This is a genomic window from Pseudomonas tolaasii NCPPB 2192, assembly GCF_002813445.1.
Lineage (GTDB): Bacteria > Pseudomonadota > Gammaproteobacteria > Pseudomonadales > Pseudomonadaceae > Aquipseudomonas > Aquipseudomonas tolaasii.
In genome coordinates this window covers 5,313,200-5,327,832 of record NZ_PHHD01000001.1, presented here as the reverse complement: position 1 = coordinate 5,327,832, position 14,633 = coordinate 5,313,200, and the positions used below count along the sequence as shown (strand labels likewise).

The 14,633-nt window shown below is 64.2% G+C and carries 9 protein-coding genes; 7 read left to right on the top strand and 2 right to left on the bottom strand.

The window, feature by feature from the left end; translation table 11 throughout:
- Positions 1-374: 374 nt before the first annotated feature.
- The 6 genes from lexA (at position 375) to uvrA (ending at position 10,433) form a co-directional block, all read left to right on the top strand.
- On the top strand, positions 375-992 hold the full coding sequence (gene lexA, locus ATI14_RS24375) for a transcriptional repressor LexA (protein WP_016974649.1): 618 nt from the start codon (positions 375-377) through the stop codon (positions 990-992).
- Positions 992-1,606, top strand: a complete 615-nt coding sequence (gene imuA, locus ATI14_RS24370; RefSeq protein WP_016974650.1) for a translesion DNA synthesis-associated protein ImuA — start codon at positions 992-994, stop codon at positions 1,604-1,606. Before lexA ends, imuA begins: the two co-directional genes overlap by 1 nt.
- 7 nt (positions 1,607-1,613) lie before the next feature.
- Positions 1,614-3,026, top strand: coding sequence for a Y-family DNA polymerase (locus ATI14_RS24365; RefSeq protein ID WP_016974651.1), 1,413 nt, complete (start codon positions 1,614-1,616; stop codon positions 3,024-3,026).
- Positions 3,002-6,094, top strand: a complete 3,093-nt coding sequence (locus ATI14_RS24360) for an error-prone DNA polymerase (protein WP_196775046.1) — start codon at positions 3,002-3,004, stop codon at positions 6,092-6,094. The genes ATI14_RS24365 and ATI14_RS24360 overlap by 25 nt, the downstream gene beginning before the upstream one ends.
- Positions 6,095-6,204: 110 nt before the next feature.
- Positions 6,205-7,917 (top strand): ATP-binding protein, encoded by a 1,713-nt coding sequence (locus tag ATI14_RS24355; RefSeq protein ID WP_080520316.1) that lies wholly within the window; start codon positions 6,205-6,207, stop codon positions 7,915-7,917.
- A complete protein-coding gene (uvrA, locus tag ATI14_RS24350; RefSeq protein ID WP_016969755.1) occupies positions 7,914-10,433 on the top strand; it encodes an excinuclease ABC subunit UvrA in 2,520 nt (839 codons plus the stop codon). The genes ATI14_RS24355 and uvrA overlap by 4 nt, the downstream gene beginning before the upstream one ends.
- Before the next feature lie 156 nt (positions 10,434-10,589).
- On the opposite strand, the gene tkt is transcribed toward uvrA, so the two are convergent.
- Positions 10,590-12,644: a transketolase gene (gene tkt / locus ATI14_RS24345; RefSeq protein ID WP_080520315.1), complete on the bottom strand. Its 2,055-nt coding sequence runs from the start codon at positions 12,642-12,644 to the stop codon at positions 10,590-10,592.
- A 175-nt stretch (positions 12,645-12,819) separates the two neighbouring features.
- Between tkt and ATI14_RS24340 the strand changes: the two genes are divergently transcribed.
- Positions 12,820-13,044 (top strand): HP1242/YdcH family protein, encoded by a 225-nt coding sequence (locus ATI14_RS24340; protein WP_016969753.1) that lies wholly within the window; start codon positions 12,820-12,822, stop codon positions 13,042-13,044.
- 154 nt (positions 13,045-13,198) lie between these two features.
- On the opposite strand, the gene hglS is transcribed toward ATI14_RS24340, so the two are convergent.
- On the bottom strand, positions 13,199-14,575 hold the full coding sequence (gene hglS, locus ATI14_RS24335) for a 2-oxoadipate dioxygenase/decarboxylase HglS (protein ID WP_016969752.1): 1,377 nt from the start codon (positions 14,573-14,575) through the stop codon (positions 13,199-13,201).
- Between the last annotated feature and the right edge of the window lie 58 nt (positions 14,576-14,633).

Here is a 14,633-nt window from a genome sequence, read left to right as displayed (position 1 = left end):
CACATCTGCTTCTCTGTGGGAGCTGGCTTGCCTGCGATGCAGACACCTCGGTACATCAGTCACACCGAGTTGATGCCATCGCAGGCAAGCCAGCTCCCACACAGAACCGCTTTTGCTTCACACCACTCAGGTCGGCTTTCAAGCCGCCGTGCTTTTGATTTTGATCTTGGGCACACCGAAGCGTGAGCGAGGTGCCGAGTGTTGGGGCAAGAGCCTTTTGGTTACTTTTGGCTGGGCCGGCATTCCGGCTCTTTTCAAAAGTGACCCGCCGTAAGGGCGGAACCCATCTCAGCAATCACCCAAATACCGGATATACCCCCCAAAAAAGCCCCCCGACTGACGGCCATTGTCAGAAACTTCCCACAAGAGTACAAATGTACTCCATGACAACCCTGACCCCCCGCCGCACCGCCATCCTGACCTTCATCCGCGACCGCATCGCGCAACAAGGCCAGCCCCCCAGCCTCGCCGAGATCGCCGAGGCGTTCGGCTTTGCCTCGCGCAGCGTCGCCCGCAAGCACGTGGTGGCCCTGACCGAAGCCGGCTTCATCGAAGTCAACCCCAACCAGGCCCGCGGCATCCGCCTGCTCAACCAACCCCAACGCCCCGAGTGGCTGGACGTTCCCGTCCTCGGCCGCGTCGCCGCCGGCTTGCCCATCGGCGCCGACGCCGAAGTACACAGCCGCCTGCAACTCGACCCCGCGACCTTCGCGAAAACCCCGGACTACCTGCTGCGCGTGCAAGGCGATTCGATGATCGAAGACGGCATCCTCGACGGCGACCTGGTGGGCGTGCGCCGCAGCGCCGAGGCCTTGAACGGGCAAATCGTAGTGGCGCGCCTGGACGGCGAAGTCACCATCAAGCGCTTCGAGCGCACCGGCGAAAGCGTGCGCCTGTTGCCACGCAACCCCGCGTACCAACCCATCGTGGTCGGGCCTGATCAGGACCTGGCCATCGAAGGGGTGTTCTGCGGCCTGGTGAGGCAAGGTTGATGGGCGCCGTGGTTGCCCTGGACTCGCTGTTCAATGGCGGGCGAGTCTGGAAGGGCCGGCCCGTCGCGCCACCGGCCAGCGTGCACCCCACGGGGCTGGCGGCGCTGGACGCGGTGCTGCCCACGGGCGGCTGGCCGGAGTCGGCATTGAGCGAAATCCTCATGGCCAGGGAAGGTGTGGGCGAGTTGCAACTGGTGCTGCCGACCCTGGCGCGCTTGTCAAAGGCCGGTGAGCGGATTGTGCTGGTGGCGCCGCCCTATACGCCGTACCCCCATGCCTGGCAAAACGCCGGGGTGGATCTGCGTCAGTTATCGGTGATCCAGGCCGAGGAGCGCGATGCGTTGTGGGCGGTGGAACAATGCCTGCGCTCGGGCAGTTGCGGCGCGGTGCTGTGCTGGCCGCGCAAGGCCGATGACCGGGCATTGCGGCGCCTGCAGGTGGCGGCGGAAACCGGGCAGACCCTGGCGTTTGCCTGGCGCTCCTTAAGTGAGGCGATCAATGCGTCACCCGCCGCCCTGCGCCTGGCGGTCGAGGCCAAGCCCGCGCAAGTGCGGGTGATCAAGTGCCGTGGCGGGCTGGCTCATCCGGCGCCGATTGCGCTGGCGGGGCACTGAGGTTGCCATGCGCTGGGTGTGTATTGTCTTCCCGCAATTGGCGCTGGACGGGGTGCAGCGTGGGCACCCCGAGCCGGACCAGCCGCTGGTCTTGCTCGCCGGTACGCCGCAACGGCGGGTGTTGCAAGCTGTCAACGATGCCGCGCGTGCTCTGGGCCTGCGCCCCGGCCAGTCGCTGACGGCGGCGAATGCCCTGGCCAAGACCTTTGCCAGCGCCGAATACGACCCCGCCGACATTGAGCGCTGCCAGCAATTTCTCGCCGCCTGGGCCTACCGTTTCAGCTCCCAGGTCAGCCTGTATTACCCGCGCGCCTTGTTGTTCGAGATCGAATCGAGCCTGGGGCTGTTTGGCCCGTGGCCACAATTTGAAGCGCGTTTGCGCCGGGAGCTGACCGAACTGGGCTTTCGCCACCGCATCGTCGCCGCGCCCAACCCAGCGGCGGCGCGGGTGCTGGCCAACCTCTACGATGGCCTGGCTGTCGGGGATGATGGTTTGATGCAGGCCTTGGCGCCGTTGCCCATCGACCGCGCCGGCCTCGACCCGCAGGCCGCCACCGCCTTGTCACGCATGGGCCTGCGCACCCTGGCCCAGGTGCAGGCGTTACCCCGGCATACCCTGGCGCGGCGCTTTGAGGCCGGTTTGCTCAAACACCTGGACGCGCTGACCGGGCACCGGCCGCTGGGCCTGGATTTTTATCAGCCGCCGGACCAGTTCGATGTACGCATCGAATTGAATTTCGACGTGCAATCCCATCAGGCCTTGCTGTTTCCCTTGCGCCGCTTGACCGGCGATTTATCGGCCTTTCTCTGCGGTCGCGACAGTGGCGTGCAGCGTTTCGACCTGCACCTGGAACATGCCCAGGCGCCCGACAGCGTGATCAAGGTCGGCCTGCTCAGCGCCGAGCGTGAGCCGTCGATGCTGTTCGAGCTGGCCCGTGGCCGCCTGGAACAGGTGCAAGTCACCTCGCCAGTGCGCGGCTTTCGCCTGGTCGCCCAGGATTTGCCGGTGTTCGTGCCGCAACGCCAGGACCTGTTCGACGACCGCCCGCAACAAACCCTGCCGTGGGAACAGTTGCGCGAACGCCTGCGCGCCCGCCTGGGCGACGAAGCCGTGCAGGGCCTGCGTTTTCACGCCGACCATCGGCCCGAATGCGCCTGGCAAGCGGCATCGGACAAAAGCCCGTGCCCGACCTTGAATAAGGTGCAACGCCCCGGCTGGTTGCTGCACGAGCCGACGCTGCTGAGCGAGCAGGGCGTGCAGGTATTGATGGGCCCGGAGCGCATTGAGTCCGGCTGGTGGGACGGTGCCGATATCCGCCGCGATTACTACCTGATCCAGACCCGTGCCGGGCAGCAAGGCTGGGCTTACCGCACCGTGGGGCAAAACGACGGGTTATGGCTGCAAGGCTGGTTCGCATGAGTTACGCCGAGCTGCATTGCTTGTCCAACTTCAGCTTTCAGCGCGGGGCGTCGAGTGCGCTGGAGTTGTTCGAACGGGCCAAGCGTCAGGGCTACAGTGCTTTGGCGATTACCGATGAATGCACGCTGGCAGGCATCGTGCGTGCCTGGCAGGCGGCGAAGGCGGTGGAGCTGCCGTTGATCATCGGCAGTGAAGTGCGGATCGAAAACGGCCCGAAACTCGTGCTGCTGGTGGAAGACCTCACGGGCTATCAGCACCTGTGCCGTTTGATCACGGTGGCCCGGCGTCGTGCCGAAAAGGGCAGTTACCGCCTGTTGCAGGAAGATTTCGCGCAGCCGCTGCCCGGCCTGGTGGCGTTGTGGGTGGCCGAAGACAGCGACACCCAGGCCTCGATCCAATGGTTGCGCCGCACCTTCGCTGAGCGCCTGTGGCTGGCGGTGCACCTGCATTGCGGCCAAAACGATGCGCGCCATCTGGAGCAGCGCCTGCAACTGGCCGCCAGCCTGAACATCCAGGCGGTGGCCTGCGGGGATGTGCACATGCACGCCCGTGGCCGCCGCGCCTTGCAAGACACCATGACCGCCATCCGCCATCACGTACCGGTGGCCGAAGCCGGCACGCGCCTGCACCCCAACGGCGAGCGGCACCTGCGCAGCCTCGACGCCCTGGCCGCGCTGTACCCGCGAGCATTGCTTGACGAAACCCTGGCCATCGCGCGCCGTTGCACCTTCGACCTGAGCCAGTTGCGCTATCACTACCCGCGCGAGCTGGTGCCTGCCGGGCATGATGCCGAGTCCTGGCTACGCGCGGTGACGGAAGAAGGCATCGCCCGGCGCTGGCCCCACGGCGCCGATGCCAAGACGGTGCAGCAGATCGACAAGGAACTGCGGCTGATCAGCGAGCTGGGTTACGAGAGTTATTTCCTCACGGTGCACGACATTGTGCAGTTTGCCCGTAGCCGCTCGATTCTGTGCCAGGGGCGTGGTTCGGCGGCCAACTCCGCGGTGTGTTTTGCCTTGGGCATCACCGAGATCGACCCGAGCCGCATGAACATGCTGTTCGAGCGCTTTCTGTCGAAGGAACGCAACGAGCCGCCGGACATCGACGTGGACTTCGAACACGAGCGCCGCGAAGAAGTGCTGCAATATGTGTTCAAGCGCTATGGCCGCACCCGTGCGGCATTGACGGCGGTGGTCAGCAGTTACCACGCGGCCGGCGCGGTGCGTGACGTGGCCAAGGCTTTGGGCTTGCCGCCGGACCAGATCAACGCGCTGGCCGAATGCTGCGGGCGCTGGAGCGACGACGCGCCGCCCCTGGAACGCCTGCGCGAAGGCGGTTTCGACCCGCAAAGCCCGATCCTGCGCCGCGTGCTCACGCTGACCCAACAACTGATCGGCTTTCCCCGGCACCTGTCCCAGCACCCCGGCGGGTTCGTGATTTCCGAATACCCGCTGGACACCCTGGTGCCGGTGGAAAACGCGGCGATGGCCGAGCGCACCATCATCCAGTGGGACAAGGACGACCTCGACGCCGTGGGCCTGCTCAAGGTGGACATCCTCGCGCTGGGCATGCTCAGTGCGATTCGCCGCTGTTTCGATTTGTTGCACCGCCACCGTGGTCGCGACCTTACCCTGGCGACAATTCCGTCTGAAGACCCGGCGACCTACGCGATGATCAGCAGGGCCGACACCATCGGTGTGTTCCAGATCGAGTCGCGGGCGCAGATGTCGATGCTGCCGAGGCTCAAGCCCAAAGCGTTTTACGACCTGGTGATCGAGGTGGCCATTGTGCGGCCCGGGCCGATTCAGGGCGGCATGGTGCACCCGTATTTGCGCAGACGTAACGGCGAGGAGCCCACCACCTACCCGTCGCCGCAGCTTGAGGCGGTGTTGGAGCGCACCCTGGGCGTGCCGCTGTTTCAGGAGCAGGTGATGCAGATCGCCATGGTCGCCGCCGACTACGGCCCCGGCGAGGCCGACCAGTTGCGCCGCTCCATGGCCGCCTGGAAACGCCACGGCGGGCTGGAGCCGCATCAGGAGCGCCTGCGCATCGGCATGCTGAACAACGGTTACACCGAGGCTTTCGCCGCGCAGATTTTCGAGCAGATCAAGGGCTTTGGCAGCTATGGTTTTCCCGAATCCCATGCGGCCAGTTTCGCCTTGCTGACCTACGCCAGTTGCTGGCTCAAGTGCCATGAGCCGGCCGCCTTTGCCTGTGCGCTGATCAACAGCTGGCCCATGGGGTTCTACAGCCCGGACCAGATCCTGCAGGATGCGCGGCGCCATCAGTTGCAGATTCGCCCGGTGGACGTGCAAGCCAGCGACTGGGATTGCAGCCTGGAACCCATCGAGGGCCAGCAACCGGCGATCCGCATGGGCCTGCGCATGATCTCGGGGTTTCGCGAGGAAGACGCGCGGCGCATCGAGGCGGCGCGTCAACGTCGAGCCTTCAGCGACATCGCCGACCTTGACGAGCGTGCCGGGCTGGATGCTCGCACCCAGGCGTTGCTGGCCGACTCCGGCGCCTTGCGCGCGCTGGCGGGCAACCGGCACAAGGCGCGTTGGGACGTGGCGGGGGTGCACAAGCAACTCGGGTTGTTCGCCGGTTTGCCTGGCCCCGATGAAGCCGTTGTGGAGCTGCCGGTGCCTTCGGTCGGTGAGGACCTGCACGCCGACTACGCCACCGTCGGCACCACGCTGGGCCCGCATCCGCTGGCGTTGTTGCGGGCCGAGCTGCGCAGGCGGCGCTGCCGCAGTTCCCTTGAACTGATGGCGGTGGAGCATGGACGCAACGTGAGCATTGCCGGGCTGGTGACGGGCCGTCAGCGGCCCGGCACGGCCAGCGGGGTGACCTTTGTGACCCTGGAAGATGAGTTCGGCAACCTCAATGTGGTGGTCTGGCGCGATTTGGCCGAGCGTCAGCGCCAGGCACTGGTGGGCTCGCGGCTGCTGAAAGTGGACGGGCGCTGGGAGGCGGTGGGCGAGGTGCGGCACCTGATCGCCGGGCGTTTGACCGACCTGACGCCGTTGCTGGAAGGGATTAATGTGCGCAGCCGGGATTTTCACTGACGCCAGTGGTTTCTGCGTCATTTACCCCCTAACGTATAGGCATTGAAACGATCTTTGCCTGACGCGCTCCAAACTTTGCCGACGTCCTTTTTTTCGCACAGAGTTTAACCATGCAGTTTTTATCCAACCCCCACGGCTGTGAAGGTTGGGCCGGTGAAATGGCCCAGCGGATTCGCGGGTTCGATTGGTCGGCCACCGACCTTGGGCCGATCGAGCGTTGGTCCACCAGCCTGACCTGCACCGTGCAGATGATGCTGGCATCACCGGTGCCGATGGTGATGCTGTGGGGGCGGGCCGGGTACATGATCTACAACGACAGCTACTCGGCGTTCGCCGGCGGGCGGCACCCGTACCTGCTGGGAACGCCGGTAGAACTGGGCTGGCCGGAAGTGGCCGAGTTCAACCGCCATGTGGTGGACACCTGCCTGGCAGGCGGCACCTTGTCGTTCAACAATAAAGACCTGGTGCTGCTGCGCAACGGCAAGCCGGAAGACGTATGGCTGGACCTGTATTACAGCCCCGTCGCCGGCGACGATCACCAGCCCGCCGGGGTGCTGGCCATTGTGGTGGAAACCACCGAGCACGTGCATTCCGAGCGCGTGCGCCAGGAGCTGACGCATAACCTGGAACAACGGGTGGCCGCCGAGGTGCAGGCGCGTTCCGCTGCCGAAGACCAGTTGCGCCAGTCGCAGAAGCTCGAAGCCATCGGCGGACTGACCGGCGGCGTGGCCCACGACTTCAACAACCTGCTGCAAGTGATCGCCGGCAACCTGCACCTGCTGGCCCGGTATGAGCCGGACAATGCCCAGGTGCAGCGCCGTGTCACGGCGGCCATCGCGGCGGTGGAGCGGGGTGCCAAGCTGTCGTCGCAACTGCTGGCGTTTGCGCGGCGTCAGCCGTTGTCGCCGGCGGTGTACAACCCGCAGCGCATCTATGCCGGGTTGGGTGAATTGCTCCAGCGCGCGCTGGGGGAAACCATCCATATTGATGTGCAGTTGCCCCAGGATTCATGGTGCATCAACGTCGACCGCAATCAGCTGGAAAATGCGCTGCTCAACCTGGCCATCAACGCCCGGGATGCGATGAGCGGCGAGGGCGTGATTCGTATCACCGGTGAAAACATCATCCTCAACCCTGACGACTGCACCGGCAAAAGCATCAAACCGGGTGAGTACGTACGCCTGGCGGTCACCGACACCGGCGTGGGCATGCCCGCCGCCGTGCTCAAGCGTGCCTTCGAACCGTTCTTCACCACCAAGCGCGAAGGCCAGGGCACCGGCCTGGGCCTGAGCATGGTGTTCGGCTTTGTGCGCCAGAGCGGCGGGCATGTGGAGATGTGGAGCGAAGAGGGCAAGGGCTCGGTGGTGCAGATGTATTTCCCCCACAGCCTGGAGCCGGAAAGCCTCGACATCGGCAGCGAACTGGCGCAGCACAGTGGCGGTCAGGAAACCATTCTGGTGGTGGAAGACAACGAAGGCGTGCGCCTGACTGTGGTCGAGTTGCTGGAGCAATCGGGCTACACCGTGCTCACTGCCGAAGACGGCGACCGCGCGATGCAGGCCTTGCAGGGCGGCGCGCTGCCGGATCTGATTTTCACCGACGTGGTGATGCCCGGCCGCATCAAAAGCACCGACCTGGCCGACTGGGCGCGCGCGCAGCAGCCCCCCGTGGCCGTGCTGTTCACCTCGGGCCACACCCGCGACATCCTCTCCACCAACCACCTGCTAAGCCCCGACATTCATCTGCTGAGCAAGCCCTACAGCCCCGAAGCCCTCACGCATCGGGTGCGCAGCGTGCTCACCGCAAGACAAGGTTACCCATGACGTCACAGCGCAGCATTCCCCCGATCACCGCCCAACGCCCGGGCTTCGTCCGGGTGCGCGGCGCCCGCGAACACAACCTGCGCAACGTCGATGTGGACATTCCCCGGGATGCCCTGGTGGTGTTTACCGGGGTTTCCGGCTCGGGAAAATCGTCCCTGGCGTTTTCCACGGTGTATGCCGAGGCGCAGCGCCGCTATTTCGAATCGGTGGCGCCCTATGCACGGCGCCTGATCGATCAGGTCGGCGTGCCGGACGTGGACTCCATCGAAGGCCTGCCGCCCGCCGTGGCCCTGCAACAGCAGCGCGGCACCCCGAGTGCGCGCTCGTCGGTGGGCAGCGTGACCACGTTGTCGAGCCTGATTCGCATGCTCTATTCCCGCGCCGGCAGCTACCCGCCGGGCCAGCCGATGCTGTACGCCGAGGACTTTTCGCCGAACCTGCCCCAGGGCGCGTGCCCGGAATGCCACGGTTTGGGCCGCGTGTATGAAGTGACCGAGGCGCTGATGGTGCCCGATCCCTCGTTGACGATCCGCCAGCGTGCAGTGGCGTCCTGGCCGTTGGCGTGGCAGGGCCAGAACCTGCGCGACATCCTGGTGACCCTGGGGTATGACGTCGACATTCCCTGGCGCGACCTGCCGAAAAAACAACGCGACTGGATCCTCTTCACCGAAGAAAACCCGACGGTTCCGGTCTATGCAGGCTTCACCCCAGAGCAAACCCGCGAGGCTTTGAAGCGCAAACTGGAGCCCAGTTACCAGGGCACTTTCAGCGGCGCGCGGCGCTACATCCTGCACACCTTCACGCACACCCAAAGCGCGCTGATGAAAAAGCGCGTCTCGCAGTTCATGCAGGGCAGCGCCTGCCCGGCATGCGACGGCAAGCGGCTGAACAAGGCGGCGTTGTCGGTGAAGTTTGCCGGCGTGGACATTGGCGAGTTGTCGCAATTGTCACTGGCGCAGCTGGCCGAGCTGCTGCGGCCGGTGGCGGCTGGGCAGGACACGATGAAACTGTCGGTGGAAAAACGTCTGGCCGCGCAGCGCATTGCTCAGGATTTGCTGGAGCGGGTCAGCACCCTGACCGAGCTGGGGTTGGGCTATTTGTCGCTGGAGCGCAGCACGCCGACCTTGTCCTCCGGCGAGTTGCAGCGCTTGCGCCTCGCCACGCAATTGGGCTCGCAGCTGTTCGGCGTGATCTATGTGCTCGATGAGCCTTCGGCAGGCCTGCACCCGGCGGATGGCGAGGCGCTGTACAGCGCGCTGGATCGCTTGAAGGCGGCGGGCAATTCATTGTTTGTGGTCGAGCATGACCTGGAAACCATGCGCCGCGCCGACTGGCTGATCGACGTCGGCCCGGCCGCAGGTGAGCACGGCGGGCAAGTGCTGTACAGCGGCCCGCCGGCGGGGCTGGCGGATATCGAAGCGTCGCAGACCCGCGAATATTTGTTTGCCGAGCGGCGCCCGGCCAATTCGGCGCGGCGTGAGCCCTCGGGTTGGCTGAAGCTGGAAGGTGTGACGCGCAATAATCTCAAGGACTTGAGCGTGAGTTTTCCGCTGGGCTGCTTTACGGCGGTGACCGGTATTTCCGGCTCGGGCAAATCCAGCCTGGTCAGCCAGGCGCTGCTGGAGCTGGTGGGCGCGGGGCTGGGCCGTGTACCGGAAAGTGACGAAGAGCCGAGCCTGGAAGATGACGCGCCGCAAACCAGTGGCGGGCATATCAGCGCAGGGCTGGAGCACATTCGCCGTCTGGTGCAGGTGGACCAGAAACCCATCGGCCGTACGCCGCGCTCCAATCTTGCCACTTACACCGGGCTGTTCGACAACGTGCGCAAGCTGTTCGCCGCCACGCCAGCCGCGAAGAAGCGCGGCTACGATGCCGGGCAGTTCTCGTTTAACGTCGCCAAGGGGCGTTGCCCGAACTGTGAAGGCGAAGGGTTTGTCAGCGTGGAGCTGCTGTTTATGCCCAGCGTGTATGCGCCGTGCCCCACCTGCCATGGCGCGCGCTACAACCCTGAGACCCTGGCGATCAAATGGCAGGGTTTGAGCATCGCCCAGGTATTGGGCTTGACAGTGGAACAGGCGGTTGAGGTGTTTGCCGAGCAGCCCGGCGTGTTGCGTTCGTTGCAGGTGCTGCGCGATATCGGCCTGGGCTATTTGCGCCTGGGGCAGCCGGCGACGGAGTTGTCGGGTGGTGAGGCGCAGCGCATCAAGCTGGCTACCGAGTTGCAGCGCAATGCGCGGGGGGCGACGTTGTATGTGCTGGACGAGCCGACGACCGGGTTGCACCCGCGGGATGTGGACCGTTTGCTCAGCCAGTTGAATCATCTGGTCGAGGCAGGTCACACGGTGGTCGTGGTGGAGCACGAGATGCGCGTGGTGGCGCAGAGCGACTGGGTGATTGATATCGGGCCGGGGGCCGGGGATTTGGGCGGGAAGGTGGTGGCCAGTGGCACGCCGCAGAAAGTGGCCAAAAGCAAGGTCAGCCGGACGGCGCCGTTTTTGGCTCGAGAGCTGATCTAAACGTCAACACTCATCAATTGTGGGAGCTGGCTCGCCTGCGATGGAATCAAATGGATATGCCTGATGTACCGAGTTGCCTGCGATAGCAGTGTGTCAACCAACACATCAGTGACGGAACCACCGCAATCGCAGGCAAGCCAGCTCCCACAGTTTTGATCAGCGTTGGGCGAGTTGGATTTGTGCTTTCGCTTGCTTCACCACATTTTCAACGGTGAACCCAAACTTCTCCTGCAACTTGGCCAGTGGTGCCGACGCGCCGAAGCTGTTCATCACAACTTTGGCACCGGTCTGTCCCACATACCTGTCCCAACCCAGCGGCCCGGCTTGTTCCACCACCACCCGTGCCTTTACGGCTGGCGGCAACACGCTGTCACGGTAGGCCTGGTCCTGGTCCTCAAACAGCTCCCAGCTCGGCATCGACACCACGTGCGCAGCAATCCCTTCGCTTTTCAACTGTTCATACGCCGCCACCGCCAGGCTGACCTCGCTGCCTGTCGCCAGCAGCAGCACTTGCGGGTTGTCGCCAGCGGCCAGCACATAGGCGCCCCTGGCCGCACCCGAGGCAGGTGCATATTTCGTACGATCCAGCGTCGGCAGCGCCTGGCGCGACAACACCACGCAGCTCGGCCGGTGAGTCTGTGCCAACGCCACCTTCCATAACTCCAGCGTTTCATTGGCGTCGCCCGGCCGCAGGGTCAGCAGGCCCGGCGTGGCGCGCAGTTGGGTCAAGTGCTCGATGGGCTGGTGTGTCGGCCCATCTTCACCGACGCCGATCGAGTCATGGGTAAACACAAAGACCACCGGCAACTCCATGATCGCCGCCAAACGAATCGGCGGCTTCATATAGTCGCTGAACACCAGGAACGTCGAGGTGTAAGGCCGCAGATACGAGAGCGCCATGCCATTGGCAATCGCGCCCATGGCGTGCTCGCGGATGCCGAAATGCAGGTTGCGCCCGCTGTAGTCGTCGGCGCTGAAACGACCGGCGCCGTCGAAGGTCAGGTTGGTTTTGGTCGAAGGCGACAAGTCGGCCGAACCGCCGAGCAGCCAAGGGATGTGCCGGGCGAAGGCATTCAGCACCTCGCCACCGGACGCACGGCTGGCGACGCCTTTGGCATCCGCGGCAAAGCCGGGCAGGTCGGCTTGCCATTGCTCGGGCATTTCACCGGCGCGCATCCGTTTCAGTTCGTCCGCCAGTTGCGGGTCGAGTGTGGCCAGTGTTTGGCCCCATTGGGCATACAGCGGCTCGGCGCGTGCGTGCAGCGCGTCACGCAACACTGTGCGCACCTCGTCGGGCACGAGGAAGCTGGAATCTTCGGGCCAACCATAGGCGGCTTTGGTCAGGCGGATTTCTTCCTCGCCCAACGGCTCGCCATGGGCGGCGGCGGTGTTGTGTTTATGGGGCGAGCCATAACCGATCACGCTGTCGACCACGATCAGGGTCGGCGCGCCGGTATTGGCCTGGAAGGTTTCCAGTGCGGTGCTCAACGCCTGCAAGTCATTGGCGTCGGTGACGTGCAGGGTGTGCCAGCCGTAGGCCTGGAAGCGCTTGATCACGTCTTCGCTGAACGCCAGCTCGGTGTGGCCCTCGATGCTGATGGTGTTGTTGTCGTAGATCCAGCACAGGTTATCGAGTTTCAAGTGCCCGGCGATGGACGCTGCCTCACTGCTGATGCCTTCCATCATGTCGCCGTCGCCGCACAGGGTGTAGACGTTGTAGTCGAACAGCACCTGACCGTCGCGGTTGAAGCGTTCACCCAGCCAGCGTTCGGCCATGGCCATGCCGACGCTGTTGGCGCAGCCCTGGCCGAGCGGGCCGGTGGTGGTTTCCACGCCGGTGGTCATGCGGTATTCGGGGTGGCCAGGGGTTTTCGAGTCCGCCTGACGGAACTGCTTGATGTCATCCAGGCTGATTGCCGGCTGCCCGGAACGCGTGCCGTGGGCGTCAATCTCGACCACGCCGGCCAGGTGCAGCAGCGAATACAACAGCATCGAGGCGTGACCCACAGACAGTACAAAACGGTCACGGTTGGGCCAATCCGGGTGCTCGGGGTGATAACGCAGGAAACGGCTCCACAGCGTGTAACCCACCGGCGCCAGGCCCATGGGCGTGCCTGGGTGGCCGGAGTTGGCCTTTTGTACGGCGTCCATGGCCAGGGTGCGAAGGGTATTGATGCATTGGGTGTCGACGGCGGTGGCAGCGTGAGTCATGAAACCGGTCTCCCTTGAGTGGCGATCTTCAGTGGAGGGCAGGGCACGGCAAAGGTTTGATTCAATCGCCAGGGTTTCGACGAACGGGGCTGCGTTGACTCCAGGCATGACAAGACCCCGCACAATGGGCTAGCTTCAAGGGCGTAGGCCATTGATCAACTTGCGGAGGTATTCCATGCCAGTGAAACACGACCTGTATCAGGACTTGGGGTTGAGCAAGGAAGTCGTTCACGAACGCAGGGCGGGCGACAAACGCTTGGATTCGCTGCTCACTCAGTATGACGATGCCGATAAAGAGGTGCTCAGGGCCGAGTCCACCAGTGCCAGCGATGAGGATGTGGAGAATCTGAAGAAGAAGCGCCTGTTGATCAAAGACGAGATCGTGGGGCGGCTGAACTGAGTGCAGGGTGGTCCTACAGGCCACGGACACATTTGTTCAGAATTGTCTGAGGGACAGGGCGCTTTTGACTGAATATGATGCGCCCCGTCCACCCGGCTCTGGGGACTGTTGCGGCGCAAGGATTGCGCTGTTGAGCCGGGTGGGCATCTCTATTTCACGCCAGCAGCGCCTGGGTGCAAGCCTCGATCGAGCGCTGCTGCGTTTCGCCATACAACTTCAATTCATCAATCGTCTGACGGCCCAGCGCGTGCTCGAACTCAAGCCTGTTTGAGTTGGCTGCGTAGTGGCTCTGCGCTGCATTGCCCAGGTTGGACTGAAAGATCCCCGCCGCACTCACCGGCAGAAAATCCTCGTACACCAAAGGCTCCACATCAATGTGGCCGGCTGCGACCAACGCTTCCAGCGTGCGCGGCTGATCGCAGGCGCCGCGTGCCGCCAGGCCTTGTTCGGTGGCGAAGTAGCGGAAGTAGGCCAGGCCCTGTTCCCGCATCTGCGCATGGCCATCCGGAAAAGCCTGAAAGTGTTGCTCCATCAATTGCATATAACGTGTGGCGTTACCCTCAGTCGGGAAAGCGCCCAGTTCGTCGCGCGCAGCGTTCAGCAATTGGTCGTACAGCGCGCGGCCTTTGGGCGTCAGTGCGACACCGCGTTGTTCGATTTCACCAAACCGCGCGCTGTGGTTGCCCTTGGCGTCGGCAAAGGCGATGGGCTCGTCAAGGGCCTTGAAACTGGTCTGGCGCAGCAGGATCGGGCACTGGCGGCGCGGTGGCCCCTCGATCACCGCTTTGGGCGTGATGCCTTTGCCGGGCATGGCGGCCTGCACCTGGTCGATGTCCAGGGTGCGCGGGGTCAGGTGGTTGATGTGCGGTCCTTTGAACGCAACCACATCGGCGATCAACCGGTGCTGGTCGCTGAGCTGCTGATACTGGGCGGCGGTGACGGTCGCCGTGTGGTGCCAGCGAAAGGTCTCCAGCGCCTGGCCGATGAAAGTCTTGGCGTCTTCCGCGTTCAGGCCGCCCTCCCGTTCAGCCTGTTCGATCAGCGCCAGCGCACCCGGCGTGAAGATCGACCGTTTTGCCAACGCCTGTTCGGCGAAGGCACGCAGTTCCGGGTTTTCGATCAGCTCCAGGCGCAGCAGCGAGGTGAACACGCGAAACGGGCTGGTCTGCAATGACTGCTCGTGCACGGCGCGAAAGGCCGTGGAATGCACCGGCACGCCCGCCGGTGTCAGGTCGTAATAGCCCACCGGCTGCATGCCCATCACCGCAAAAAGCCGGCCGATGGTGGCCAGTTCCGCCGCCGTGCCCAGGCGGATCGCACCGTGGCGTTCCATGTCCAGGCGCTGGATTTCACCGGTGCGTTGCAGGTGCGCGGCCAGGGCCTGATCACGCTCCAGAACCGCGGCATTGGTGTCGGCTACCAGCTCCATCAGTGCGCCATACAGCGGAACTTCATCTCGGTACATGTCGGACATGGCCCGGGAGAAACCCTTGCGGATGTCGTCGGGGCTGACATAGGCGACGGTTGGCATAGAAAAATTCCTGAACACAGTTGAGAGAGGCGAGGCCAGTGTCTGGATTTTGTTGGGC